This is a genomic window from Bradyrhizobium sp. Kon56, assembly GCF_055807635.1.
Map to the genome: position 1 here is coordinate 107487 of NZ_JBVVOU010000008.1, position 22991 is coordinate 130477.

The following is a 22991-nucleotide window of genomic DNA, read 5'->3' on the forward strand; positions in this document are numbered from 1 at the left end:
GCGTCCTATTGGCCGCGCCATTGCGGCGCGCGCTTGGTGAGGAAAGCATCGAGCCCTTCGCGAAAATCCTGGCTCGTGTAGCACATCAGGATGAGGTCTTCGCCCTCGTCGGGCGTCAGGCGCCTTTGCAGGCGCGCCACGGCCTGCTTGGTCGCATTCAGCGTCAGCGGCGCGTGGCTGGCGAGCAATTTGGCAACCTCGTCCGCGCGCCTTTCGAGCGCGGCGATATCCTCGACGACCTCGCCGAGCAGCCCGACACTGGCAGCCTCGGTCGCGTCGACGAGCCGCGCCGTGAAGATCAGATCCTTGACGCGGGCGGCGCCGATCAGCGCGGTGAGACGACTGACATTGGACATCGACAGGCAGTTGCCGAGCGTGCGGGCAATGGGAAAGCCGATTTTCGCGCTTTGGGTGCCGATGCGGAGGTCACATGCCGCGGCAATGCCCGCGCCGCCGCCGGTGCAGAACCCGTTGATCGCCGCGATCGTCGGCACGCGGCACTGTTCGAGCGTGGTCAGCACCCGATCGATGCGGTTCTCGTAGTCGATCGCGTCCTGCGGCGACTTGAAATCGCGGAACTGATTGATGTCGGTGCCCGCGGCAAACGCCTTGTCGCCGGCCCCGCGCAGCACCAGTACCTTGATCGCGTGATCGTCGTTGATCTCCTCGCAGATCGCGGCGAGCCGCTCATACATCGCGAAAGTGAAGGCGTTGCGCGCCTGCGGGCGGTTGAAGGTGATCCGCCCGATCCCGTCCTGGCGCTCGAAAACGAGGTCTTCCGCCTTCACCTGCTGGTCCATTTCCTCGATGTCCTTCTGCTTTTCTACATTTTTGAATGCAAAATGATCGATTTACAAGCCGGAACTTGCATTAATGCGTATATAGCTCCATTTTTGCATTCAAATGGACTTCAGACCCATGCTTCATGAGGAAGTCGTCGGCCGCATCCGGGCCATCCTGCTCGACGGCGAGATCCCGCCGGGCGCGCGGATTCCCGAGCGCGAACTGTGCGAGCGGCTACAGATATCGCGCACGCCGCTCCGCGAGGCGCTCAAGGTGCTCGCCGCCGAAGGTCTCGTGCAACTCCTGCCGCATCGCGGCTCGCGTGCGGCAAAACTGACCGACAAGGATATGCGCGACCTGTTCGAGGTCTGCCAGGGCCTCGAGGCGCTCGCCGGCGAACTCGCCTGCGAACGCATCACCGATGCCGAGATCGACGCGATCGCTGCCGCGCACGCGGACATGGTGCGGCATTATCGCGAACGCGATCTGATCCAGTACTATCGCGGCAACCGCGCCATTCACGAAGCCATCGTCGTTGCGGCCGGAAACCCGGTGCTCGCGGGGCTGTATACGTCCGTGACCGCGCGCATCCGCCGCGCGCGCTATGTCACGCCGATGACGCCCGAACGCTGGGCGGTCGCCGTGAAGGAGCACGATGCCATCGTGAACGCACTGCAGAGGCGCGACGGCGTCGGCCTCGCCCATATCCTGCGAGCGCATTTGCGCCACAAGCGCGAAGAGGTTTTGCAGGCGGGCTTTGCCGAAACGGAAGGGAGCGAGCTCGCGCCGAGAATTGCGTGAGCCATAGGTCGCGGCGTACAAAGAATCTTGCGGTCACGCCGTATCGGGCGGCCAGCAGACACAATCACGACACAATCATTGATTGCTTTTGGCCGTACTGGCACGGATCGTGCTGACGAGGCTCGTCGGCAACGGACGTCTTTTGTCGCGCGCCGGAATTGCGCATCCAACTTCGACAAACCGAGATCATCGCCAAATCAATTCCACTTGCTCGCCTGCCTGAACCGGCGCAGCATTCGACCATCGGCGCGGGCCGAATGTAACGCGCAAGCAATTGCGCAAAACAAAAGACAAAAGCGGAGGAAACGCATGACAATCGATGTCTCACGTCGGTCCTTGTTGACCCTCGGGGCTGGCCTTGGTGCCAGCGCAATGCTCGGCGGCAGCGCCTTGGCGCGCGCTCCCAAGCTCGGCACCCAGACGCCCTACTGGCACCGCTTCGTTCTCGGCGACGCCGAAGTCACCGTCGTGTCCGACGGACCGCTTCCCCTGGGCGATCCCTCGGGCACCTTCACCGGTGTTTCCAAGGAAGAGGTGAAGAAGATGCTCGTCGACAATTTCCTGTCGCCGGACAATGTCGTGCTCGAGCAGAACTCGCCGATCGTCAACACCGGCGACAAGCTCATCCTGTTCGATACCGGCATGGGCTCATCCAAGATGTTCGGCGCCACCACCGGTCGGCAGCAGAAGAGCATGACCGAGGCCGGCATCAAGCCCGGCGACATCGACGCCGTGGTTTGCTCGCATGCCCATATCGACCACATCGGCGGCATCGTGGACGACGGCGGCAAGCCGCTGTTTCCCAACGCGCAGATCTACATCTCGCAGACCGATTTCGACTTCTGGACCGACGAAGGCAAGCTCGGTAGCGCGGCCAAGGATTTCGTCGTTCACGCCCGCAAGAACCTGCTGCCGGTCCGCGACCGCATCGTGTTCTTCAAGGACGGCCAGGAATTTCTGCCTGGCGTGCAGGCAATCGCAGCGCCCGGTCATACCGTCGGCCACACCATCTTCATGGTCTCGTCGGCCGGCAAGTCCTTCGCCTTCCTTGGTGACCTGTCGCATCATCCCGTCCTGCTGCTCGAGCGGCCGCGGATGGAATTCTCCTACGACACCGACCCGAAGCAGGCGGCCGAGTCACGCGTAAAACTGCTGACCATGCTTGCTGCGAACAAGACGCCCGTGATGTCCTATCACTTCGCCTGGCCGGGCTATGGCCATGTCGCCAAGGCGGGTGAAGGATTCCACTATTATCCCGAACCGATGCAGATGACTTTGTAATCGCCGGATCTGGTCCGGGCGACGCACGCGCCGCCCGGACCATCCGAACGATCACCGCCGTCCGACTGGCCGGTAAAGAACTTCAAATTCGTGATGCCTCCGGCGGCGTTGGCAAACATTACTTCCTGTTGCAAGTTAAGTTCATTTCGCTCAATTGCGTTTGGGAGCGTCAATGTCCCGCGAGAACGATGGTTTTGTCTTCCATCGCGACCTTCTCCAATGGGTCCCGGATGTTATCTATCGGGCCGTCAACTTCTTTGTCACATGGGACAAACTGCCGACCCTGCTCGGAGCCGCCAATCTCTCGGCGTTCCGCGACCGTCTGCGGGAGCGCAATCTGCACCATACCGGCTACGGCACGACATCGCCTCGCTGGAACACGGGCAATGACCGGTGGCGTTCCGCCGACGGCTCGTTCAACAGCCTCGACCATCCGCGCATGGGCATGGCTGGCGCCCGGTTCGGACGCAATTTCGCGCTGTCAGAATGCGTACCGGACAGCCTGGACGACCTGCTCGAACCCAGTCCGCGCGTGATCTCGGAGGAATTGCTGGCGCGCCACGAATTTATTCCGGCGACCAGCCTCAATCTGCTGGCCGCCGCCTGGATCCAGTTCGAAACGCATAATTGGTTCAGCCATGGGCCCCTAAGTCGGGAAACGAGTTCAAAATTCCGCTGACGCCAAACGACGAATGGCCTGCGGATGAGCGGATCGACGACTGCATGAAGATCCGTCGGACCGTTTGCGACGAGACGCCACGTGAACCATGGCTCGGCGCGACCCCCACGTTCCGCAACCTCAACTCGCACTGGTGGGACGCCGGACAAATCTACGGCAGCGACCGCGCAAGGCAGATGCAGATCCGTTCCGGGGCAGATGGGAAGATCGCGGTCGGCGATGATGGGATGCTTCCAGCCGATCCGGTGCATCCCGGCGCCGATCTCACCGGCTTCAACGACAATTGGTGGGTGGGGCTCAGCCTGCTGCACAATCTCTTTGCACGCGAGCACAATGTCATCTGCGACGGCTTGAAGGCGCGGTATCCGACCTGGAAGGACGAGGAGCTATTCCAGCATGCGCGCCTGATCAACGCGGCCCTGATCGCCAAGATCCACACCGTCGAATGGACGCCAGGCATCCTCGGCCATCCCGCACTGGACTTCAGCATGCACGCCAACTGGTCGGGGATCCCGTGCCGGGTGCTGCGCGCCGTGCTCGGCAAGAACAGCGAAGCCGCCTTTGGCATCATCGGCTCTCCGACGGATCAGCACAGCGCGCCCTACGCGATGACCGAGGAATTCACCGCCGTGTACCGCCTGCACCCGTTGATCCCGGAAAACCTTGATGTACGGCGGCTCGATAGCACAGAGATTACCGCTAGCGACTTGGTCAAAATGCAGGGCCCCGCCTCCCGCAAGTTCATGCAGACTCACGGCTTCGCCAACCTGCTGTACTCGTTCGGCACCGCTCATCCCGGCGCCATTCGCCTCCACAATTTTCCCAACTTCCTGCGCCGGTTCACGAAAGACGGCCAGCCGCTGCTCGACGTGGCCGCGATCGACATCATGCGTGATCGCGAGCGCGGCGTGCCGCGCTACAACCGGTTTCGCGAGCTGGTCGGCAAGAAGCGGGTCAACACATTCGAAGAAATCACCAGCATCCCCGGTGCCGCCAGGAAGATGCGCGCGATCTACAAGGGCAACGTCGATCGCGTTGATCTGATGGTCGGATTATTGGCCGAGGACCTGCCGGAGGGTTTCGGCTTCAGCGATACCGCCTTCCGCATTTTCATCCTGATGGCATCGCGGCGTCTGAAGAGCGACCGGTTCTTCACCGATGACTACCGCGCGGAAGTCTACACCAACTTCGGTCTGGACTGGATCCACAACAACGGAATGAAATCGGTGCTGCTGCGGCATATGCCGCAACTCGGACCGGCGCTCGAGGGCGTCAACAATGCCTTCGCCCCGTGGAACGTCCTGCGAGGCTGAGCCTTGGCCCATATGTTCAGCATTCCGGGCCTCGTCCGCCTCGGATGAGCGTCAGCCGCCCTAGCACCCGAGCTTGTCGGCGATCCCACCAAAATCCTTGGCGACGATGTCCCAATTGCCGGTGGCCTCGAAATCGACCTTCTGAAGCGGACCGTATTCGGTCGGCCGCGCCACGAAGGCCGTCTTCAGCCCGTTCTTCTGCGCGGCGGCGAGATCGCCGTTGTGGGCCGCGACCATCATCACCTGCTCCGGCTTGAGGCCGAGCAGGCGCGCGGCGCCGAGATAGGTTTCGGGATCGGGCTTGTAGTGCTCGAACAGCTCGGCCGACATGATGAGGTCCCAGGGAAGCCCTGCGAACTTCGCCATGTTGGTGAGCAGCGCGACATTGCCGTTCGACAGCGGCGAGATCACGAATTTCGTCTTCAGTCGGGTCAGGCCGGCGACGCTGTCGGGCCACGGGTGCAAGCGGTGCCACCCCTTGGTGAGGTGATCGAGATCGGCCTCGGTCAGGTTTGGAATCGAAAATTGCGCGACCAGTTTTTCGAGCGAGCGGCGATGCAGATCATCGAGCATGACGTAGCCGCGCTCGGGATGTTTGCGCACGTCATCCATCGAAGCCATGTACATGCCGCGCCAGCCGTCGACCAAGGCGGTCCAGTCGGCGCTGATGCCGCGGCCCTTCGTCCACCACATGAAGTCGGTGATCAGGCTGGTGCGCCAGTCGACGACGGTGCCGAACACGTCGAAGACCAGGGCTTTGACGGCGGACAGATCGGACATGGGCGCTTTCCCGTATGTTACTTATTCTTGGTCATTCCGGGATGCACCGCGAGGCGCTGGCCCGGAATGACGGCAGCGTGTCGTGACCTAGTCCAGGTGGAATTTCGCCAGCTCGCGGTGCTCGGCCTTGATGTAGCGCACGGTGCCGGTGACGGAGCGCATCACCACCGTCTCGGTCTCGATCACGCCGTCCTTGCGGAATTTGACGCCTGACAGCAGCGAGCCCGTGGTGACGCCGGTGGCGGCGAACAGGCAGTCGCCGCGCGCCATGTCCTCGATGCCATAGATCATCTTGGGATCGCTGACGCCCATCTTGGCGGCGCGCTCGCGCTTCTCGTCGGAGTCGAGGATGAGACGGCACTGCATCTGGCCGCCGATGCAGCGCAGCGCCACGGCCGCGAGCACGCCTTCCGGCGCGCCGCCGGTGCCGAGATACATGTCGACGCCGGTATTGTCGGGGTCGGCGCAGTGGATCACGCCGGCGACGTCGCCGTCGGTGATCAGGCGCACGGCGGCGCCAGTCGATCGCACGCTCTCGATGATGCTGGCATGGCGTGGCCGGTCGAGCACGAGAACGGTGATGCCGTCGGGCTTGACGCCCTTGGCCTTGGCGAGCCGGCGGACGTTTTCGGCCGGTGTCGCATCGAGCTCGACGACGCCCTTGTCGTAACCGGGACCGATCGCGAGCTTCTGCATGTAGACGTCGGGGGCGTGCAGCAGAGTACCGCCGTCGGCCATCGCCATGGTGGCGATCGAGCCCGGCATGTTCTTGGCGCACAGCGTGGTGCCTTCGAGCGGGTCGACCGCGATGTCGACCTGCGGGCCGGCGTTCATGCCGACCTTCTCGCCGATGAAGAGCATCGGCGCCTCGTCGCGTTCGCCCTCGCCGATGACGATGGTGCCCTCGATCGGGAGCTTGTTGAGCTCGCGCCGCATCGCGTCCACCGCGGCCTGGTCGGCCGCCTTCTCGTTGCCGTGCCCGCGCAGACGCGCCGAAGACACCGCCGCCCGCTCCGTCACACGCACGATCTCCAGCGTGAGAATGCGCTCGAGCAATGCTTGCGGCGGGACTGAAATATGGGTCGACATCGGCTCACTCCTTCGAAACAGTTTTGGACGGACATCTCCGCCGCATCAACTCGTAACACCCACAGTTCGTTCGAACCGTGTCAGTTCTTCTCGATCCTGATGACCTGCGGCCGTCCGCTGATCACCTTGTCCTTCTGCACGGCCGCGAGCGCACGGCGCACGGCGTCCTCATGCGTGGCATAGGTGATGAGAATGACAGGCACCGGGACCGCCTTGCCGTCTGCCAGCGCAGCGCCGCCATTGGGATGGCGCTGCACGATCGACTCGATTGAAATCTTCTGCTCCGCGAGCCGGGTCGCGATCGCAGCCGCGGTGCCCGGGAAATCGCGTGCCAGAAGGCGGATGTAGTAGCCGCCCTCGTGGCGCTCCATCGGCGCCTTCTTGGTGTCGCGCAGCTGCGAAATCGGCCGGCCGAACGGATTGGCGCGAATGCCGCGCGCAACGTCGGCGATGTCGGCGACGACGGCGGATGCGGTCGCGGCGCCACCGGCACCGGGGCCGACCAGCGTGATCGGCGGGATGCCCTCGCCATCGATCGTGACCGCGTTGGTGACACCCATCACCTGCGCTATCGAGGAGGATTTCGGAACCATGGTCGGATGCACGCGCTGCTCGATGCCCGTGGCGGTGCGAACCGCGACGCCGAGCAGCTTGAGCCGGTAACCGAGATCGTCAGCGGCACGGAGATCTTCCGGCGCGATGGAGGAGATACCTTCGACATACACCGCGCTTTGAGCAACTTTCGTGCCGAAAGCGAGGCTGGCGAGAATGGCGAGCTTTTGCGCGGTATCGTGGCCGTCGACGTCGAATGACGGATCGGCCTCGGCATAGCCGAGCCGTTGCGCGTCCTTCAGGCATTCGGCGAAGGACAGGCCCTCCTGCTCCATCCGGGTCAGGATGTAATTGCAGGTGCCGTTGAGGATGCCGTAGACCCGGTTGATGCCGGTTCCGGCAAGACCTTCGCGTAACGTCTTGATGACAGGGATCGCAGCGCCGACGGCTGCTTCGAAATTCAGCGCGCCGCCGTGCTTTTCGGCGGCCTTTGCCAGCTTGAGGCCGTGCTTTGCCAGCAACGCCTTGTTGGCGGTAACGACGGACTTGCCGGCGGCGAGCGCGGCCTCGACCGCCGCCAGCGCGGGATCGCCCGCGCCGCCCATCAGCTCGACGAAGCAGTCGATGCCCGGATGCGTGGCGAGGGCAAGCGGATCCTTGACCCATTCGATGCCGCGCAGATCGACGCCGCGCTTCTTCGCCTTCGAGCGTGCGGTGACGGCGACGACACGGATGCCACGGCCGCTGCGGCCGGCAAGCACCCGCGCCTGCGTTTCGATCAGACGGACAACTTCGGCGCCCACGGTGCCGAGCCCCGCTATGCCCACTTTCAGGGGTGCAACCATGATGCCTTGGAAAACCTGCGGAAGAGAACTTAACGCCGAGTGGCGAGCGGAACGACGTTGTGCAACGTTTCGATGCCGCTTTCAAGGAAGCGGCGCACGCCACGCGCGGCCTGCCTGATCCGTTGCTCGTTTTCCACCATGGCGATGCGGACATATCCTTCGCCATGCTCGCCGAAGCCGACGCCGGGCGAGACCGCGACACCGGATTTCTCCACCATCAGGGTCGCGAACTGCATGCTGCCGACGCTGCGGAAGGCTTCCGGCAGCGGCACCCAGGCGAACATCGATGCTTCCGGCGGCGGGATCTCCCAGCCGGCACGGCCGAACGATTCCACCAGCGCGTCGCGCCGCTTGCGGTAGGTGTCGCGCATCTCCTTGATGCAATCGTCCGGTCCGTTCAGCGCGGCGGTCGCTGCGACCTGGATCGGCGTGAACGCACCGTAGTCGAGATAGGATTTGACGCGGCCGAGTGCCGCAATCACGCGCTCGTTGCCGACCGCGAAGCCCATGCGCCAGCCAGCCATCGAATAGGTCTTCGACATCGAGGTGAACTCGACGGCAACGTCCATCGCGCCCGGCACCTGGAGCACCGAGGGCGGCGGGTTGCTTTCGTCGAAATAAACCTCGGCATAAGCGAGATCCGACAGGATCAGGATCTCGTGCTTCTTCGCGAACGCGACCAGGTCCTTGTAGAAGTCGAGGCTCGCGACATAGGCGGTCGGGTTCGAAGGATAGCAGACCACGAGCGCCAGCGGCTTCGGGATCGAATGCACGATCGCCCGCTCGACAGCCTCGAAGAATTGCGGCGTCGGCTCCGAGGGCACCGAACGGATCACGCCGCCCGCCATCAAGAAGCCGAAGGCGTGAATCGGGTAGCTCGGATTGGGACAAAGGATGACGTCGCCGGGCGCGGTGATCGCCTGCGCCACGTTGGCAAAGCCCTCCTTGGAGCCGAGCGTCGCCACCACCTGGGTGTCGGGGTTGAGCTTCACGCCGAAGCGGCGGGCGTAGTAGCCGGCCTGGGCCCGGCGCAGCCCGGGGATGCCGCGGGAGGCCGAGTAGCGGTCGGTGCGCGGCTTGCCCAGCGTCTCCTTCAGCTTCTCCAGCACGTGCGCTGGCGCCGGCAGGTCCGGATTGCCCATGCCGAGGTCGATGATGTCGGCGCCGGCGTTCCGCGCAGCCGCCTTGGCCCGGTTGACCTGTTCGAACACGTAAGGCGGAAGGCGGCGGATGCGGTAAAATTCTTCCATGGCTCTCTCAGCTCCGGGCAACCGGTCAGGACAGAATCGACAGGCCATGAAGACCAGGCGGAAGGCGCCCGCATCTCTCGCGAAAATTACTCAAGATCAAATACTTAGAGCAATCATCGACGATGTTGACTGAAGTCGTTCGCCACGACTCTCGGCTGAACTAAGGTCTTTTAGCACGGCGAGGCGGAGGCGCCAGCGATTACCTTGCGGCGCCCTATTTCGCGTCCTTGGTGGCAACCGCCTGACGGTCGCGCGCGGCAGCAAGTTCGGCCTCGATCTTGGCGCGTTGGTCCGGCGGCATGACGGCCTGATCGCGATCCGGCGGCAGATCGTGCACCGGCAGATAGCTACCGGCCTCTCTGGGATGCGCTTGAGCATCGGAAGGCGTCATATCCGCGAGCTGGCTCGAGCAGCCGCCCAGGGCGAGCGTCGCCATCAGCAGCGCGCCACAGATCCGCCGCCACTTTTGCAGGTCCCTCAACGCCAACACTAGGGAAATCCCCACTTCGTCCCAAAGCACGGCCCCGGGCAACCTTACCCAAGTCCGCGCCCAAGCTCAAACCATTGCTGCCCAAATGGTGCGAGCGAGAAAATAGCCCCAGTCCATCAAGTCGAGCGGTGCGGCTCGATTGTGACGGAACCAAGAAAATTTGTCGCACTGCAACACATCTTCGAGAGTGTTTAACGCCAAACATGCGAGCTTCGCGGTGACGAATACGGAATGAATCGTTACTGTTCTCCTCATGAGTATGGCCACCACCGATACGCCCAAACCCGAGACGAAGTTCGATGCGGAAGCCTTCGCGATGAATGTCGCGCGGGCGATGGAAAGCGGCGGCAAGGCGCTTGCCGCGTACCTGAAGCCGCGCGAGAGCGGCGAGGTGCAGGATCGTCCGCCGGCGGAGCTTACCGAGGTCATCAAGACCTTCACCGCCGTCGCCGAATACTGGCTGTCGGATACGTCGCGGGCCTCCGCACTCCAGACCAAGCTCGCCAAGGACTATCTTGACCTCTGGGGCTCGGCGGCGCGCCGCATGGCCGGTCAGGACGCACCGCCCGCGATCGCACCCTCGCCGCGCGACAAGCGCTTTGCCGATCCGGAATGGAAGTCGAACCAGTTCTTCGATTTCATGATGCAGCTCTATCTGCTCACGACCAGATTTGCGCAGGAGCTTGTGCGCGAAGCCGAGGGCCTCGATCCGCAGACCCGCCGCAAGGCCGAGTTCTACGTCCAGCAGGTCACCAACGCGATATCGCCCTCCAACTTCGTGCTGACCAATCCGGAAGTGCTGCGCGCGACGGTGGCCAGCAGCGGCGAAAATCTCGCGCGCGGCCTGAAGATGCTGGCCGAGGACATCGCCGCCGGCAAGGGCACGCTGAAGATCCGTCAGTCCGATCCGGACAATCTCGTCGTCGGCGTGAACATGGCGACGACGCCGGGCAAGGTGATCTACCAGAACGAGATGATGCAGCTGATCCAGTATGCGCCGGCGACGGAGAAGGTGCTGCGCACGCCGCTCCTGATCATCCCGCCCTGGATCAACAAATTCTACATCCTCGATCTCAAGCCGGAGAAATCCTACATCAAATGGTGCGTCGATCAGGGCATCACCGTGTTCGTGATCTCATGGGTCAATCCCGACAAACGCCTCGGAGCCAAGAGCTGGGAAGACTACATGAAGGAAGGCCCGCTCACGGCGATGGACGTGATCGAGAAGGTCACCGGCGAGATGAAGGTGCACACCGCGGGCTATTGCGTCGGCGGCACCATGCTCGCGACCACGCTGGCCTGGCTCGCCGAGAAGCGCCGCCAGCGCGTGGCGTCCGCGACGTTCTTCGCGGCACAGGTCGACTTCACCCATGCCGGTGATTTGCTCGTGTTCGTCGACGAGGAGCAGATCGCATCCCTCGAGCAGGACATGAAGGCGGCGGGCGTGCTCGAAGGCTCGAAGATGGCGATGGCCTTCAACATGCTGCGCTCCAACGATTTGATCTGGTCCTATGTCGTCAGCAATTACCTCAAAGGCCAGCAGCCGAGCGCGTTCGACCTGCTGCACTGGAATTCGGACGCGACCCGCATGACCGCGTCGAACCATTCGTACTACCTGCGCAATTGCTACCTTGAGAACCGGCTCTCGACCGGCACGTTGGTGCTGGACAACACCTTGCTCGATCTCTCCAAGGTCATGGTGCCGATCTACAATCTCGCAACCCGCGAGGACCATATCGCGCCGGCTGAATCGGTGCTGTACGGCTCCCAGTTCTTCGGCGGCCCGGTGAAATACGTGCTGTCCGGCTCGGGCCACATCGCCGGCGTGGTCAATCCGCCCGCCTCGAACAAATACCAGTACTGGACCAACGACAACGTGAAGTCCGCCAACGTCGCCGAGTGGATGAAGGGCGCGGTCGAGCACAAGGGCTCGTGGTGGCCGGACTGGCGGCAATGGCTGGGCGCACTCGATCCCGAGGAAGTCCGGGCCCGCACGGTCGGCAGCGAGGCGTTTCCCCCGATCGAGGACGCGCCCGGCAGCTATGTCAGGGTTCGCGCATAGCAGAATCTTCCGCGCTTTCGTATAAGCTCCATGCCTGCAGCAGAAATTGATGAGGGGACCGGGTTATGACGCGTGAATTGTTCTGGCTGACACTGACGGTGGTCCTGACCGGAATCCTCTGGATTCCCTACACCATCAACCGCTGCCAGATTCGCGGTCTTGGTGGCGCGATGGCCAATCCCTCGCGCACCGACAAGCCGCAGTCGGAATGGGCGAACCGCCTGATGTTCGCGCATGACAACGCCGTCGAGAACCTCGTGCTGTTCGCGCCGCTGGTGCTGATCCTGAACGCGATCGACTACTCCTCGAAGTGGACGGTGCTTGCCTGCGCCGTCTATTTCTGGTCGCGCGTTGCGCATCTGATCGTCTATGCGATGGGTATTCCCGTCTTCCGCACCCTCGCCTTCACCGTCGGCTTTCTCGCCCAAGCCGTGCTGGCGCTAGCGATCTTCAAGGTACTCTGATCGGCCCCGGATGGGTTGGCGCCCGCAACGAACGGGTGAAATCTCAAAGGCCTATCGCGGCTGCCGGTGTTGCCGAATGACGACAGTGCGTAAAAAAGCAGCAATGCCCTCTTGGGCTGACGCGATGGATCGCACATCCAGAGGTATATTCGCCCATCGCAATTGATTGATTCGGGGCAGACATGAATTGGAAGATTGCATCCGCGCTCGCCGGCCTCTCGCTCGCCGCCGTCGCGACCCAGGCTAACGCCGCAGATCTCGCCGCCCGTCCTTACACCAAGGCGCCGCCGATGATCGCCGCGATCTATGATTGGAGCGGCTTCTACATCGGCGCCAACGGCGGCTATGGCTCGTCACGCAATTGCTGGGACCAGACGGTTGGGTTCGCGGCCGGCGTTGCGGAAGGCTGCCATGACGCGACGGGCGGCGTCGCCGGCGGCCAGATCGGTTATCGCTGGCAGAGCAGCGCCTTCGTATTCGGCCTCGAAGCGCAGGGCGACTGGGCGGACCTCTCCGGCCGGAACGCCAGCACCGTGCTCGGCGTCGCGAACCGCACCCGTGTCGATGCTTTCGGCCTGTTCACCGGCCAGATCGGCTACGCCTGGAACAGCGCACTGCTTTACGCAAAGGGCGGCGCCGCCGTCACCCGCAATCGCTACCGCGGCATCGGAACCGGCGGTCTGGCCGGAGCCGAGTTCGACGGTGCCGACGACACCCGCTGGGGCGGCACGGTCGGCGTCGGCATCGAATACGGCTTTGCGCCGAACTGGTCGGTCGGCCTCGAATACGACCATCTGTTCATGGGCCGGCGCGACGTTACCCTCACGGCAAACGGCGTGCTGGCACCCGTCGGCACGTTCTCACGTACCGACCGCATTGGCCAGGACGTCGACTTGATCACCGCCCGCATCAACTACAAATTCGGCGGCCCGATCATCGCGAAGTACTGAGAAAGCGCCCTCGCAGCCGTCATGACCGGGCTTATCCCGGCCATGACGAGCAGCGACTCTTGCGCCTACGCCTCCGGCAGTCCCAGCATCAGTCGCATGTTCTGCACGGCCGCGCCGGACGCGCCCTTGCCGAGATTGTCGAGCCGCGCGACCAGCACCGCCTGATGGTACTTGTCGCTGGCGAAGACGTAGAGCTCGAGCGTGTTGGTCTCGTTGAGCCCTTCCGGCTCGAGCTTGCCACCCTTGGTCGTCTCGTTCTGCAGCGGCATCACCGAGACATATTTTGAGCCGGCGTAACGTTCTGCCAATGCGGCTTGCAGGTCCGCACCGCTCGGCTTGCCGGGCAGCGTGTCGAGCTGGAGCGGCACCGACACCAGCATGCCCTGCCGGTAATTGCCGACCGACGGGATGAAGATCGGCCGCCGCGTCAGGTTCGAATAGAGCTGCATCTCCGGCAGATGCTTGTGCTCGAAGCCGAGGCCGTAGAGTTCGAAGGACGGCGCGCTGCCGTCCTCGAAACTCGCGATCATCGACTTGCCGCCGCCGGAATAGCCGCTCACCGCATTGATGGTGACGGGATAGTCGCGCGGCAGCAGGCCGGCATCGACGATCGGTCGCAGCAGCGCGATCGCGCCGGTCGGATAGCAGCCGGGATTGGACACCTTCTTCGCAGCCTTGATCTTGCCAGCCTGATCCGGCGTCAGTTCCGGAAAGCCATAGGCCCAGTCGGGCGCGACCCGGTACGCGGTCGAGGCATCCAGCACCTTCGGGCCCGACGGCCCCATGCTGTCGATGAGCGCAACCGTTTCCCTGGCAGCATCGTCGGGCAGACAGAGGATGACCAGATCAATCTTCTCCATCAGCGCCTTCTTGGCCGCGGGATCCTTGCGCTTGTCGTCGGCAATCGTCTTCACGACCACGTCGCTCTGCAGCTTCAGCCGCTCGTTGATGCCAAGCCCGGTGGTGCCGGAGCCGCCGTCGACGAAGACGGTGGCCGGCTTTGTCGCAGCGCCAGTGGTCGGTGCTTTCGTCGTTTCAGTGAGGCTCATGGCGCGCTCCTTTCGAGCATGTTGGTTTCGGATGCGAAGGCCTCCGGCCTTACGTCCTGCATCAGTTGCGCGATCTCCCTGGCGTCGGCATGGGCTTGCGCGCCAAGCGCATTGGCGATCGCCATATAATCGGCGTCGGACTTGTGCTGGTTGAGCTTGAAGCTGGCTTCGACCTCCTCAACCGTCATGACCAGACCCACGATCGCCTTCTTCATCGCCTCGAGCCGCCCGGCCGTCATCTTGCCCGACGTCCACGGCTTCTTCGGCAACAGCCAGTTTTCGAAGTTGTTACTGAGCGTATCGATTTGCACGGCCAGTTCACCATCCGACAACAACCGCACCGGCCCGGTCAGATGGACCGACTGGTACAGCCAGGTCGGCACCTGATCCGGCGAGACGTACCAGTCCGGCGACACGTAGGCATCGGGGCCGTTGACCGCGAGGAGCCAGGAGGTCGTCCCGTCCGCAAGCTTTAGCAGCGGATTGTGACGGGCGACATGAAACGCGGCCTGCGGCGTGCCGTCCGCGGCATAGGTCAAATAGAACGGCAGCGGCGAGGCGATCGGCTTGTGGCCGTCGAAGGCGCACATGGTGCCGAAGCCGCGCGTGTCGGCGAATTTCAGGCTCGCGGCGCGGTCCTGCTTGAAAAAGGGTGGCGTGTACATCGTAGTCTCCTGCTGGCCTCCTTGGTGGCCGCCGGATCAGATCGCACTGACAGGAGAGAGAATGCCGCGGATCGGATCCAGCGGCAAAGACGATGATCTCAAACGCGATCGACCGCCCAAACCGCAAAGCTGCGGCGGCGGCGACGGGCGAACAGGATGGTCGCGGCGTTGATCATGGCGCGGTGCTATAAGGCCAGTTGCGGTCGCCGTCAAGGTTCCGACGTCACACCACGCCCCAGATCCATTCCATGATCTTGGCGATCACATCTCCGAACAGCAGCAGCGCCGCCGACCAGATCAGTGCCGAGACGAAATTGGCGGCCTGGAAGCTCCAATAGGGCATCTCGAAAATGCCGGCTGCAAGCGGCACGGAGGCACGCAAGGGGCCGAAGAAGCGGCCGATGAAGATGCTCGGCACGCCCCAGCTGCGCACGAAGGCCTCGCCTCTGGGCAGGAGTTCCGGATAACGCGAGAGCGGCCACATCTGCGCGACCTGCTCCTTGTAGCGATAGCCGAACCAGTAAGAGACCCAGTCGCCCAGCGCCGCCCCGATGCCACCGGCGATCCAGACCGGATAGAAGCTGATGCCACTCGCGCCGATCAGCGCGCCGATAGCGACCAACGCGCCCCAGGCCGGGATCAGCAGCGAGATGAAGGCGAGCGACTCCCCGAAGGCGAGCACGAACACGATGGGAGCTGCCCACGTCTGGTGAGCGCGCACGAAATCGGCGAGCCCGTGCGCAAACTGCTCCATTCAAAAATAGCCTTTCCGTCCTGCCCGAAGGTGCTGCTCGATGAAAAGGACTGGTAAGCCAATGACTTGTGTGACATCAAGTCACAAAGCCAGGTCCAGCCGGACCGGACCGTCACATTGCCGGGAATTGATGGGATGCGGCGTAAAATCGCCGGGATTGGCTCCCAACCACACCGCCCGGCCCGCCCCGCGATAACCTTTCCAAGTCAGAAGTGGCATAGTCGGCCCAACCGATTCGCCGCTCATGCGGCCCTCAAAACGCATAAAGATATATGTCCAAGCAGTTGAAGCCCAAAGCAAAAGACGATTTTTTCGGCGGCGATGAGCCCAAGCCCCGCGCCGCCAAGGCCGCCCCGCGCGCGGGCGGTGCCGAGGCCGACTACACCGCAGCCGACATCGAGGTCCTCGAAGGTCTGGAACCGGTGCGCCGCCGGCCCGGCATGTATATCGGCGGCACCGACGAGAAGGCGCTGCATCACCTCTTCGCCGAAGTCATCGACAACTCGATGGACGAGGCGCTCGCGGGGCATGCGACCTTCATCGGAGTCGAATTGAGCGCGGACGGCTTTTTGACCGTCACGGACAACGGCCGCGGCATCCCGGTCGATCCGCATCCAAAATTCCCGAAGAAGTCGGCGCTCGAAGTCATCATGTGTACGCTGCACTCGGGCGGCAAGTTCGACTCCAAGGTCTACGAGACCTCGGGCGGCCTGCACGGCGTCGGCATCTCCGTGGTGAACGCCCTCTCCTCGCTGCTCGAGGTCGAGGTCGCGCGCAGCCAGAAACTCTATCGCATGACGTTCGAGCGCGGCCACCCAAAGGGCAAGCTCGAGGATCTCGGCAAGATCAACAACCGCCGCGGAACCCGCGTGCGCTTCAAGCCGGACACCGACATCTTCGGTGCCAAGGCAGCGTTCAAGCCGCAGCGCCTGTTCAAGATGACGCGTTCGAAGGCGTATCTGTTCGGCGGCGTCGAGATCCGCTGGAATTGCGCGCCCGAACTGCTTAAGGGCGTCGACGACGTGCCGGCGGAAGCGACGTTCCACTTCCCCGGTGGCCTCAAGGACTATCTGGCCGCCGCGATCCATGCCGACACGCTGGTGCATCCCGACATCTTCTCCGGCAAGTCGGGCCGCAACGGCGCGCATGGCGCCTGCGAATGGGCGGTGGCCTGGACCGCGGATGCCGACGGCTTCCTGTCTTCCTACACCAACACTGTGCCGACGCCCGACGGCGGCACGCACGAATCCGGCCTGCGCAGCGCGCTGCTACGCGGCCTCAAGGACCACGCTGAACGCGTCGGCCAGGGCAAGCGCGCGTCGTCCATTACGTCCGAAGACGTGATGGTGGGTGCAGCCGTGATGCTCTCGGTGTTCGTGCGCGAGCCTGAATTCCAGGGCCAGACCAAGGACCGTCTCGCCACCGCCGAAGCGCAGCGCATCGTCGAACAGGCGATGAAGGACCCGTTCGACCATTGGCTGTCGGGCAATCCGAACCAGGCCAACAGGCTGCTCGACTTCGTGGTCGACCGCGCCGAGGAGCGGCTGCGCCGCCGCCAGGAGAAGGAGACCGCGCGCAAGACCGCCGGCAAGAAGCTGCGCCTCCCCGGCAAGCTCGCCGATTGCAGCGATGCAGGGTTGGAAGGCTCAGAACTCTTCATCGTCGAGGGTGACTCGGCCGGCGGCAGCGCCAAGCAGGCGCGCGACCGCAAGACCCAGGCCGTGTTGCCGCTGCGCGGCAAGATCCTCAACGTCGCGTCCGCCGGCAAGGACAAGCTGACGGCGAACACGCAGCTCGCCGACCTCGTGCAGGCGATCGGCTGCGGCATGCTCGCGCAGTATCGCGAAGAGGATCTGCGCTACCAGCGCATCATCATCATGACCGACGCCGATGTCGACGGTGCCCACATCGCGTCGCTGCTGATCACCTTCTTCTACCGGCAGATGCCGCGGCTGATCGATGAAGGCCATCTCTTCCTCGCCGTGCCGCCGCTCTACAAGCTGACCAACGGCACGAAGTCGGTCTACGCCCGCGATGACGCGCACAAGGCAGCGCTGATCAAGAGCGAGTTCAACGCCAACGCCAAGGTCGAGGTCAATCGCTTCAAAGGCCTCGGCGAAATGATGCCGGCGCAGCTCAAGGAAACCACCATGGATCCGGCAAAGCGGACCATGTTGAAAGTGGTTCTGCTCGCCGACGACCGCGACACCACGGCGGATTCGGTGGAGCGCCTGATGGGCACCAAGGCCGAAGCGCGCTTCGCGTTCATCTCGGACAAGGCCGAATTCGCCAACGACGACCTGCTGGACGTCTGATCCGCAGGCGCTGCCCGGTCGTATCCATCCAGAGCCCCGGCATGATGCCCGGGGCTCTTTTGTTTTTGGGAGATGACAACCGCTCTTTCCCGCCAATCCTGCCAACGTTCGCCTCGATTTCGTTGATTCCCGGCCTCATCGCGCCGCGACTCGGCCAACGACTCACCGAGCCATGACTGATGCAGGACTGCCTCCATTTCGGACAAAGCCGGATTCGCTAACGAGAAGCTACCAAAACGCAAATCGCAAAATTCGACGTACTGCATTGATAATGCGTACTTATTTCACATTTCCACGACGGCACCCAGAATCCCTGCCGTGCGGCGTTTCCCGGCGACTGTGCCTGCTCTGCAACAGCATTTCGGAGAGAAGCAGGTATAGTCCGGGACATCAGATCACACGGACTTCAGTGCGCTCGCGCCTGCCAGACAGACCAAAGCTTGGGGATTTTTAAGATGAAGAAGATTTTGCTCGCACTGACCGCGGTTGCCGCGATGACCGCTTCGGCCTCGGCCGCTGACCTTGGCGCCCGTCCCTACGCGAAGGCGCCGATGGCGGCTCCCGTCGCCAACTGGACCGGCTTCTACATCTTCGGCGGTGGCGGTGGCGGTCTCTCGAACGCCGACCAGCACGTGCAGACCACGGTTGGCGCAGTTCCCCTGACGATCGATCAGCGCCAGGGTGGCTCGGGCTGGTTCGGCACCGTCGGTCTCGGCTACGACTGGCAGTTCAGTGGCACCTGGGTCGCCGGCGTGTTCGCTGACGGTCAGTTCGGCAGCATCCGTGCTACCATTCAAGATCCCCTGCTCGGCATCACCGGCAACCAGAAGCTGGAAGACTCCTGGGCCGCTGGTGTGCGCCTCGGCTGGCTGGTCGCTCCGAACGTTCTCTCCTACGTCAACGGCGGTTACTCCGGCGCCCACTTCGGCAGCACCAACTTCATGACCTTGGCTGGCGCTCCGGCCGGCGTTCACCTCAACGGCTACAACCGCAATGGCTGGTTCATCGGCGGCGGCGTTGAGAACAACCTGAACATCTTCGGCATCCAGTCGCCCGGCTGGTTCATGAAGACCGAGTACCGTTCGGCCTTCTACAATGCCAAGACCCAGGACATCCTGTTCGATGCCGGTAACCTCCCGGTCGGTCAGAGCATTCGCGCCAACAGCTGGAACCAGACGATCTCGACTTCGCTGGTTTACCGCTTCAACTGGACCGGTCCGGTCGTCGCGAAGTACTGATCCGAACGCAAGTCCAGACGTCAAAGCCCCGGCATCGTCCGGGGCTTTTTCGTTGTACGGTGCTTCAGCGGACCTTGCGTATGGACATGCATCCGCCCTGCGGCCTGCATCAGCGGCCATTGTATCCGAACCACGGCTACGGCTAGTCTCCCGCTAAGTTTTCGGGCCGCGGCTATCGTCATGCCGCGTCACGACAGAAGCGGACTAATGGGGAGGAATGCATGCGCAGATTTCTGCTTGTAGCAGGCCTGTTTGCCCTTGCCGTCGGGCTGCTCTGGATCGGACAGGGTACGGGCACCGTCGCGTGGCCGCGATCGAGCTTCATGGTCAACCAGCTGCAATGGGCCGGCTATGGCGCAGCCATGGCCGGCTTCGGGCTGGTGCTGATCTGGCAGAGCAACCAATAGAAGAAACCAGGGAATAGCAGCATGACATCCAGTCGGTTCGATCTGCGCGGCAAGGTCGCCATCGTCACGGGAGGCAATGGCGGCATCGGGCTCGGCATGGCCCGTGGCCTCGCCGATGCCGGCGCCAACATCGCCGTGGTCGGGCGCAACGAAACCAAATCCGCCGCCGCCGTCGCTGATCTCAGCCAGCGCGGCGTGAAGGCGATCTCTGTTCCCACCGACGTCACCGACAAGGCGGCCATCGCCGCGATGATCGATCGCGTCGTCAGGGATTTCGGCCGCATCGACATCCTCATCAACAATGCCGGCATGAGCATCCGCAAGCCGCCGCACGAGCTCGAGCTCGACGAGTGGAACACGGTGATCAACACCAATCTCACCAGCGCCTTCCTGTGCTCGAAGCTGGCCTATCCGGCGCTGAAGGCGTCCGGCAACGGCAAGGTGATCAACATCGGCTCGATGATGTCGATCTTCGGCGCGAGCTTCGCAACGGCCTATGCGGCGAGCAAGGGCGGCATCGTTCAGTACACGCGCGCCTGCGCCAATGCGTGGGCGCCCGACAACATCCAGGTCAATGCCATCCTGCCGGGCTGGATCGACACCGACCTGACCCGCGGTGCGCGGCAGCAGGTATCGGGATTGCACGAGCGGGTGCTGGCACGCACGCCTGCGGGGCGGTGGGGCGACATCGACGACTTCGCCGGCATCACCGTGTTCCTCGCCTCATCCGCCTCCAACTTCGTCACCGGCACCGCGATCCCCGTCGATGGCGGGTTCTCGGTGATGGCGTAGGCCGCACCAATAAATCTGCACACAAAAAAGAAGCCCCGGACAATGCCGGGGCTTTTGAATTTGGGCAGTGATCGTCTTTTATGGCTGCTTGGTCGTTCGTTGACCCACTTAGTAGCGGGCGATGACCGGCGCGTCGAACTTGTAGCTGGCGCGCACGACGGCCCACTGCAGGTCGCGCGGCTTGGCATCGAAGCTGTAATTGCCGGAGGTGCCGCCGAGTTGATAGGTCTGGCTGGCGAAGGCTGCGTAGTTGTACTCGAGGCCGACGATCCAGTTGCGGGTGATGCCGTATTCCCAGCCGGCACCGACGGTCCAGCCGTTGGCCCAATGGGTCTGACCGCCGGAACCGGTGGCCGGACCGACCGTATCGGTGACCGACAGACGGTTGTTCACGCCGGCATAGCCGCCCTTGATGTAGAACAGGTTGTTCTGCACGGCGAAGCCCGCGCGACCGACGACGGTGGCAAGCACATTGGTGCGCCAGGAGAACACGTCGTCACCCGCGCCGAACGCGGTGTTCAAGAACGAGCCCTTGTTGTCGAGGCCCGAGATCGTGCCTTCCATACCGAACACGTAGTTGTTGGCCTGCCAATTGTAGCCGATCTGGGCGCCGCCCAGGATGCCGGAGTTGCGCTGACGGTAGCCCTGCCCCGGGGTCAGATCGCCAAACGGTGCGCCGGTCCCGTTGTTGATGAACTGCTCGTTGGTCCATGCACCGCCGATGTGGCCGCCGACATAGAAGCCGGTCCAGTTGAACATCGACTCCATATAGGCCGGCGCCTTTGTGTAGGGCCGAGCACCGAGATCGGCGGCGGAAGCGGCGCCGGTCGAAATCAGAGCGGTCGTGCAGGCGAAGGCGGCAATCAACTTGTTACGCATGGTACACCCCGTGTCCTTTGATGGGTGCACGCTCACACGCAGGTCTTACTCAAATTTGAATCAAGACAGTTAAGACGTCGGATTGGCAAGCAGCGCGCCTTCAATCCGTTTGCGCTGTTGCACGCAGGCAACGCGTCGAGCGCGATTTAACGCCGCGTTATCCCTACCGGGCCCTTGCGCTACCGTGCCGGCGCAGCCTTCGACTGCACGTGCTCGGGCCGGACGCCAAGCGCGAGCAGGCGCGCCGGAATGCCCTGGAGCCACGGCAGCGCGGTGATGAGGCGCAGGACCAGCGGCACTTTCAGCGGCCGGTCGCCGCCCTGCAAGGCGCCGCTGATGATGTTGTTCTGCACGATCATCTGCATCCGCTGCGTCATCTTCACCGGGAATTCGCGGCGACGGCGCACGGCATCGAGTTCGTCCTCCGACGGGCAGCCGCGCTGCAGCTCGTCCGCCAGCAGGTTTGCGGTCGCGACCGCATCCTGGACGGCGAGATTGACGCCGACACCGCCGACCGGCGACATCGCATGTGCGGCGTCGCCGATCAGAAGCAGGCCCGGCCGCGTCCAGCGCGGCAGGCGGTTGATCGCGACGGTGAGCAGCTTGACATCATCGAAGTTCTTCACCTCGGCTATGCCGCTCTTCAGGACCGGCGCCATGCGAACGACGTCGTCGAGCAGCGCCTGCAATCCCCTCGCCTTCACCGCGTCGTATTGTCCCTTGGCGATGACATAGGCGCACTGCCAATAGTCGCCGCGGTCGAAGGTGATCATCATCTTGCCGGGCTCGACGCGCGCGAACAGGTTCTCGGTCTCGTTCGCCTTGCGTCCGACGCGGAACCACAGCACGTCCATTGGCGCGCCGATCTCCTCGACCTCGAGGCCGGAATGCTGGCGCACGGTCGAATGCCGGCCGTCACATGCGATGGTGAGATCAGCTTCGATGTCCACGATACCGTCAGGCGTATTCGCCCGCACGCCGGCGATGGTCTCGCCGCGGCGGATCAGATCGACGGCCTCCGTGTTCATCATCACCTGCAGCGAGGCGAAGCGCTGGCCGGCCTCGCGCAGGAAATTCAGGAAATCCCATTGCGGCATGAAGGCGATGAAGGGGTACTTGGTGCGGAGGCGGCTGAGATCGGCGATGCGAACGGGGGTACTGCCGAACAGGCCGTCCAGCTTTTGCAAGCGCTGATGCGGCAGCTTCAGGAATCCGTCGATCAGGCCGAGCTCGTCCATCACCTGGAGCGTCGAAGGATGCACGGTGTCGCCGCGGAAGTCGCGGAAGAAATCCGCATGCTTCTCCAGCACCACGACATCGATGCCGGCGCGCCCGAGGAGATAGCCGAGCATCATGCCCGCCGGTCCGCCGCCGACGATGCAACACCGCACCTTCAGCGGGGAGCCCTGGGGACGCTGCAACGTATCGGGTTTCACGGTCGGGTCCTCCTTCACGAGCCAAGCATTCTGTGCAGTGCAGCAAGCAAGATTCATTTGCTGCGGTTGTGAATGGCCGTTAGCCTTGCCTCCAATTCCGACTCATTCGGGAAATTG

22 protein-coding genes are annotated in these 22991 nt (G+C 63.3%); 11 read left to right on the forward strand and 11 right to left on the reverse strand.

Annotated elements, in window-relative coordinates; translation table 11 throughout:
* Window positions 1–5: 5 nt before the first annotated feature.
* Window positions 6–800, reverse strand: coding sequence for an enoyl-CoA hydratase/isomerase family protein (locus tag AC0L3B_RS15420; RefSeq protein ID WP_018454422.1), 795 nt, complete (start codon window positions 798–800; stop codon window positions 6–8).
* A gap of 118 nt (window positions 801–918) precedes the next feature.
* On the opposite strand from AC0L3B_RS15420, the gene AC0L3B_RS15425 reads away from it, so the two are divergent.
* From AC0L3B_RS15425 to AC0L3B_RS15440, 4 genes are all read left to right on the forward strand, one after another.
* On the forward strand, window positions 919–1584 hold the full coding sequence (locus tag AC0L3B_RS15425) for a GntR family transcriptional regulator (RefSeq protein ID WP_473380668.1): 666 nt from the start codon (window positions 919–921) through the stop codon (window positions 1582–1584).
* Between the two features lie 309 nt (window positions 1585–1893).
* Window positions 1894–2865 carry an MBL fold metallo-hydrolase gene (locus AC0L3B_RS15430; protein WP_085353482.1) on the forward strand — a complete coding sequence of 324 codons (972 nt, stop codon included), beginning with the start codon at window positions 1894–1896 and terminating at the stop codon, window positions 2863–2865.
* A 172-nt stretch (window positions 2866–3037) separates the two neighbouring features.
* On the forward strand, window positions 3038–3544 hold the full coding sequence (locus AC0L3B_RS15435) for a peroxidase family protein (RefSeq protein WP_473380669.1): 507 nt from the start codon (window positions 3038–3040) through the stop codon (window positions 3542–3544).
* Window positions 3545–3588: 44 nt separating this feature from the next.
* On the forward strand, window positions 3589–4857 hold the full coding sequence (locus tag AC0L3B_RS15440; protein WP_473380670.1) for a peroxidase family protein: 1269 nt from the start codon (window positions 3589–3591) through the stop codon (window positions 4855–4857).
* A 60-nt stretch (window positions 4858–4917) separates the two neighbouring features.
* On the opposite strand, the gene AC0L3B_RS15445 is transcribed toward AC0L3B_RS15440, so the two are convergent.
* The 5 genes from AC0L3B_RS15445 to AC0L3B_RS15465 form a co-directional block, all read right to left on the reverse strand.
* Entirely contained in the window at window positions 4918–5637 is a 720-nt protein-coding gene (locus tag AC0L3B_RS15445) for a haloacid dehalogenase type II (protein WP_473380671.1), read from the reverse strand.
* 87 nt (window positions 5638–5724) lie between these two features.
* The gene (glpX, locus tag AC0L3B_RS15450; protein WP_018454427.1) at window positions 5725–6726 is read right to left on the reverse strand and encodes a class II fructose-bisphosphatase; all 1002 of its coding nucleotides are present in this window, start codon (window positions 6724–6726) and stop codon (window positions 5725–5727) included.
* An 80-nt stretch (window positions 6727–6806) separates the two neighbouring features.
* Window positions 6807–8123, reverse strand: coding sequence for a homoserine dehydrogenase (locus AC0L3B_RS15455; protein ID WP_204511104.1), 1317 nt, complete (start codon window positions 8121–8123; stop codon window positions 6807–6809).
* Between the two features lie 29 nt (window positions 8124–8152).
* Window positions 8153–9373 carry an LL-diaminopimelate aminotransferase gene (locus AC0L3B_RS15460; RefSeq protein ID WP_018454429.1) on the reverse strand — a complete coding sequence of 407 codons (1221 nt, stop codon included), beginning with the start codon at window positions 9371–9373 and terminating at the stop codon, window positions 8153–8155.
* A 214-nt stretch (window positions 9374–9587) separates the two neighbouring features.
* Window positions 9588–9863, reverse strand: coding sequence for a hypothetical protein (locus tag AC0L3B_RS15465; RefSeq protein ID WP_085353486.1), 276 nt, complete (start codon window positions 9861–9863; stop codon window positions 9588–9590).
* 253 nt (window positions 9864–10116) lie between these two features.
* Here AC0L3B_RS15465 and AC0L3B_RS15470 point away from each other — a divergent pair, with 253 nt between their 5' ends.
* From AC0L3B_RS15470 to AC0L3B_RS15480, 3 genes are all read left to right on the forward strand, one after another.
* Window positions 10117–11925 carry a PHA/PHB synthase family protein gene (locus tag AC0L3B_RS15470; RefSeq protein WP_473380672.1) on the forward strand — a complete coding sequence of 603 codons (1809 nt, stop codon included), beginning with the start codon at window positions 10117–10119 and terminating at the stop codon, window positions 11923–11925.
* A 65-nt stretch (window positions 11926–11990) separates the two neighbouring features.
* Complete coding sequence (locus AC0L3B_RS15475; RefSeq protein WP_018454432.1) at window positions 11991–12389, forward strand: MAPEG family protein; 399 nt, start codon at window positions 11991–11993, stop codon at window positions 12387–12389.
* 182 nt (window positions 12390–12571) lie between these two features.
* The gene (locus AC0L3B_RS15480) at window positions 12572–13339 is read left to right on the forward strand and encodes an outer membrane protein (RefSeq protein WP_473380673.1); all 768 of its coding nucleotides are present in this window, start codon (window positions 12572–12574) and stop codon (window positions 13337–13339) included.
* 65 nt (window positions 13340–13404) lie between these two features.
* On the opposite strand, the gene argC is transcribed toward AC0L3B_RS15480, so the two are convergent.
* The 3 genes from argC to AC0L3B_RS15495 form a co-directional block, all read right to left on the reverse strand.
* On the reverse strand, window positions 13405–14388 hold the full coding sequence (gene argC / locus AC0L3B_RS15485) for an N-acetyl-gamma-glutamyl-phosphate reductase (RefSeq protein ID WP_473380674.1): 984 nt from the start codon (window positions 14386–14388) through the stop codon (window positions 13405–13407).
* The gene (locus tag AC0L3B_RS15490; protein ID WP_473380675.1) at window positions 14385–15053 is read right to left on the reverse strand and encodes an FMN-binding negative transcriptional regulator; all 669 of its coding nucleotides are present in this window, start codon (window positions 15051–15053) and stop codon (window positions 14385–14387) included. The genes argC and AC0L3B_RS15490 overlap by 4 nt, the downstream gene beginning before the upstream one ends.
* Window positions 15054–15276: 223 nt before the next feature.
* A complete protein-coding gene (locus tag AC0L3B_RS15495; RefSeq protein ID WP_018454436.1) occupies window positions 15277–15807 on the reverse strand; it encodes a DedA family protein in 531 nt (176 codons plus the stop codon).
* Window positions 15808–16079: 272 nt separating this feature from the next.
* Between AC0L3B_RS15495 and parE the strand changes: the two genes are divergently transcribed.
* From parE to AC0L3B_RS15515, 4 genes are all read left to right on the forward strand, one after another.
* Window positions 16080–18122: a DNA topoisomerase IV subunit B gene (gene parE, locus AC0L3B_RS15500; protein ID WP_018454437.1), complete on the forward strand. Its 2043-nt coding sequence runs from the start codon at window positions 16080–16082 to the stop codon at window positions 18120–18122.
* A 455-nt stretch (window positions 18123–18577) separates the two neighbouring features.
* Complete coding sequence (locus AC0L3B_RS15505) at window positions 18578–19360, forward strand: outer membrane protein (RefSeq protein WP_247368531.1); 783 nt, start codon at window positions 18578–18580, stop codon at window positions 19358–19360.
* A 221-nt stretch (window positions 19361–19581) separates the two neighbouring features.
* A complete protein-coding gene (locus AC0L3B_RS15510; RefSeq protein ID WP_007591540.1) occupies window positions 19582–19767 on the forward strand; it encodes a hypothetical protein in 186 nt (61 codons plus the stop codon).
* A gap of 21 nt (window positions 19768–19788) precedes the next feature.
* Window positions 19789–20559 (forward strand): SDR family NAD(P)-dependent oxidoreductase, encoded by a 771-nt coding sequence (locus AC0L3B_RS15515; protein ID WP_247368534.1) that lies wholly within the window; start codon window positions 19789–19791, stop codon window positions 20557–20559.
* Between the two features lie 108 nt (window positions 20560–20667).
* Here the strand turns inward: AC0L3B_RS15515 and AC0L3B_RS15520 are convergent, their stop codons facing one another.
* Together AC0L3B_RS15520 and AC0L3B_RS15525 are read right to left on the reverse strand one after the other, a co-directional pair.
* Window positions 20668–21438, reverse strand: coding sequence for an outer membrane protein (locus AC0L3B_RS15520; RefSeq protein ID WP_204511099.1), 771 nt, complete (start codon window positions 21436–21438; stop codon window positions 20668–20670).
* A gap of 179 nt (window positions 21439–21617) precedes the next feature.
* Window positions 21618–22874 (reverse strand): FAD-dependent oxidoreductase, encoded by a 1257-nt coding sequence (locus tag AC0L3B_RS15525; RefSeq protein WP_247297404.1) that lies wholly within the window; start codon window positions 22872–22874, stop codon window positions 21618–21620.
* Between the last annotated feature and the right edge of the window lie 117 nt (window positions 22875–22991).

What these genes read in the sequence shown, in the direction of transcription:
- AC0L3B_RS15420 (WP_018454422.1), bottom strand. Translation starts at nt 800, where the DNA reads ATGGACCAGCAGGTGAAGGCGGAAGACCTCGTTTTCGAGCGCCAGGAC.
- AC0L3B_RS15425 (WP_473380668.1), top strand. Translation starts at nt 919, where the DNA reads ATGCTTCATGAGGAAGTCGTCGGCCGCATCCGGGCCATCCTGCTCGAC.
- AC0L3B_RS15430 (WP_085353482.1), top strand. Translation starts at nt 1,894, where the DNA reads ATGACAATCGATGTCTCACGTCGGTCCTTGTTGACCCTCGGGGCTGGC.
- AC0L3B_RS15435 (WP_473380669.1), top strand. Translation starts at nt 3,038, where the DNA reads ATGTCCCGCGAGAACGATGGTTTTGTCTTCCATCGCGACCTTCTCCAA.
- AC0L3B_RS15440 (WP_473380670.1), top strand. Translation starts at nt 3,589, where the DNA reads ATGAAGATCCGTCGGACCGTTTGCGACGAGACGCCACGTGAACCATGG.
- AC0L3B_RS15445 (WP_473380671.1), bottom strand. Translation starts at nt 5,637, where the DNA reads ATGTCCGATCTGTCCGCCGTCAAAGCCCTGGTCTTCGACGTGTTCGGC.
- glpX (WP_018454427.1), bottom strand. Translation starts at nt 6,726, where the DNA reads ATGTCGACCCATATTTCAGTCCCGCCGCAAGCATTGCTCGAGCGCATT.
- AC0L3B_RS15455 (WP_204511104.1), bottom strand. Translation starts at nt 8,123, where the DNA reads ATGGTTGCACCCCTGAAAGTGGGCATAGCGGGGCTCGGCACCGTGGGC.
- AC0L3B_RS15460 (WP_018454429.1), bottom strand. Translation starts at nt 9,373, where the DNA reads ATGGAAGAATTTTACCGCATCCGCCGCCTTCCGCCTTACGTGTTCGAA.
- AC0L3B_RS15470 (WP_473380672.1), top strand. Translation starts at nt 10,117, where the DNA reads ATGAGTATGGCCACCACCGATACGCCCAAACCCGAGACGAAGTTCGAT.
- AC0L3B_RS15475 (WP_018454432.1), top strand. Translation starts at nt 11,991, where the DNA reads ATGACGCGTGAATTGTTCTGGCTGACACTGACGGTGGTCCTGACCGGA.
- AC0L3B_RS15480 (WP_473380673.1), top strand. Translation starts at nt 12,572, where the DNA reads ATGAATTGGAAGATTGCATCCGCGCTCGCCGGCCTCTCGCTCGCCGCC.
- argC (WP_473380674.1), bottom strand. Translation starts at nt 14,388, where the DNA reads ATGAGCCTCACTGAAACGACGAAAGCACCGACCACTGGCGCTGCGACA.
- AC0L3B_RS15490 (WP_473380675.1), bottom strand. Translation starts at nt 15,053, where the DNA reads ATGTACACGCCACCCTTTTTCAAGCAGGACCGCGCCGCGAGCCTGAAA.
- AC0L3B_RS15495 (WP_018454436.1), bottom strand. Translation starts at nt 15,807, where the DNA reads ATGGAGCAGTTTGCGCACGGGCTCGCCGATTTCGTGCGCGCTCACCAG.
- parE (WP_018454437.1), top strand. Translation starts at nt 16,080, where the DNA reads ATGTCCAAGCAGTTGAAGCCCAAAGCAAAAGACGATTTTTTCGGCGGC.
- AC0L3B_RS15505 (WP_247368531.1), top strand. Translation starts at nt 18,578, where the DNA reads ATGAAGAAGATTTTGCTCGCACTGACCGCGGTTGCCGCGATGACCGCT.
- AC0L3B_RS15510 (WP_007591540.1), top strand. Translation starts at nt 19,582, where the DNA reads ATGCGCAGATTTCTGCTTGTAGCAGGCCTGTTTGCCCTTGCCGTCGGG.
- AC0L3B_RS15515 (WP_247368534.1), top strand. Translation starts at nt 19,789, where the DNA reads ATGACATCCAGTCGGTTCGATCTGCGCGGCAAGGTCGCCATCGTCACG.
- AC0L3B_RS15520 (WP_204511099.1), bottom strand. Translation starts at nt 21,438, where the DNA reads ATGCGTAACAAGTTGATTGCCGCCTTCGCCTGCACGACCGCTCTGATT.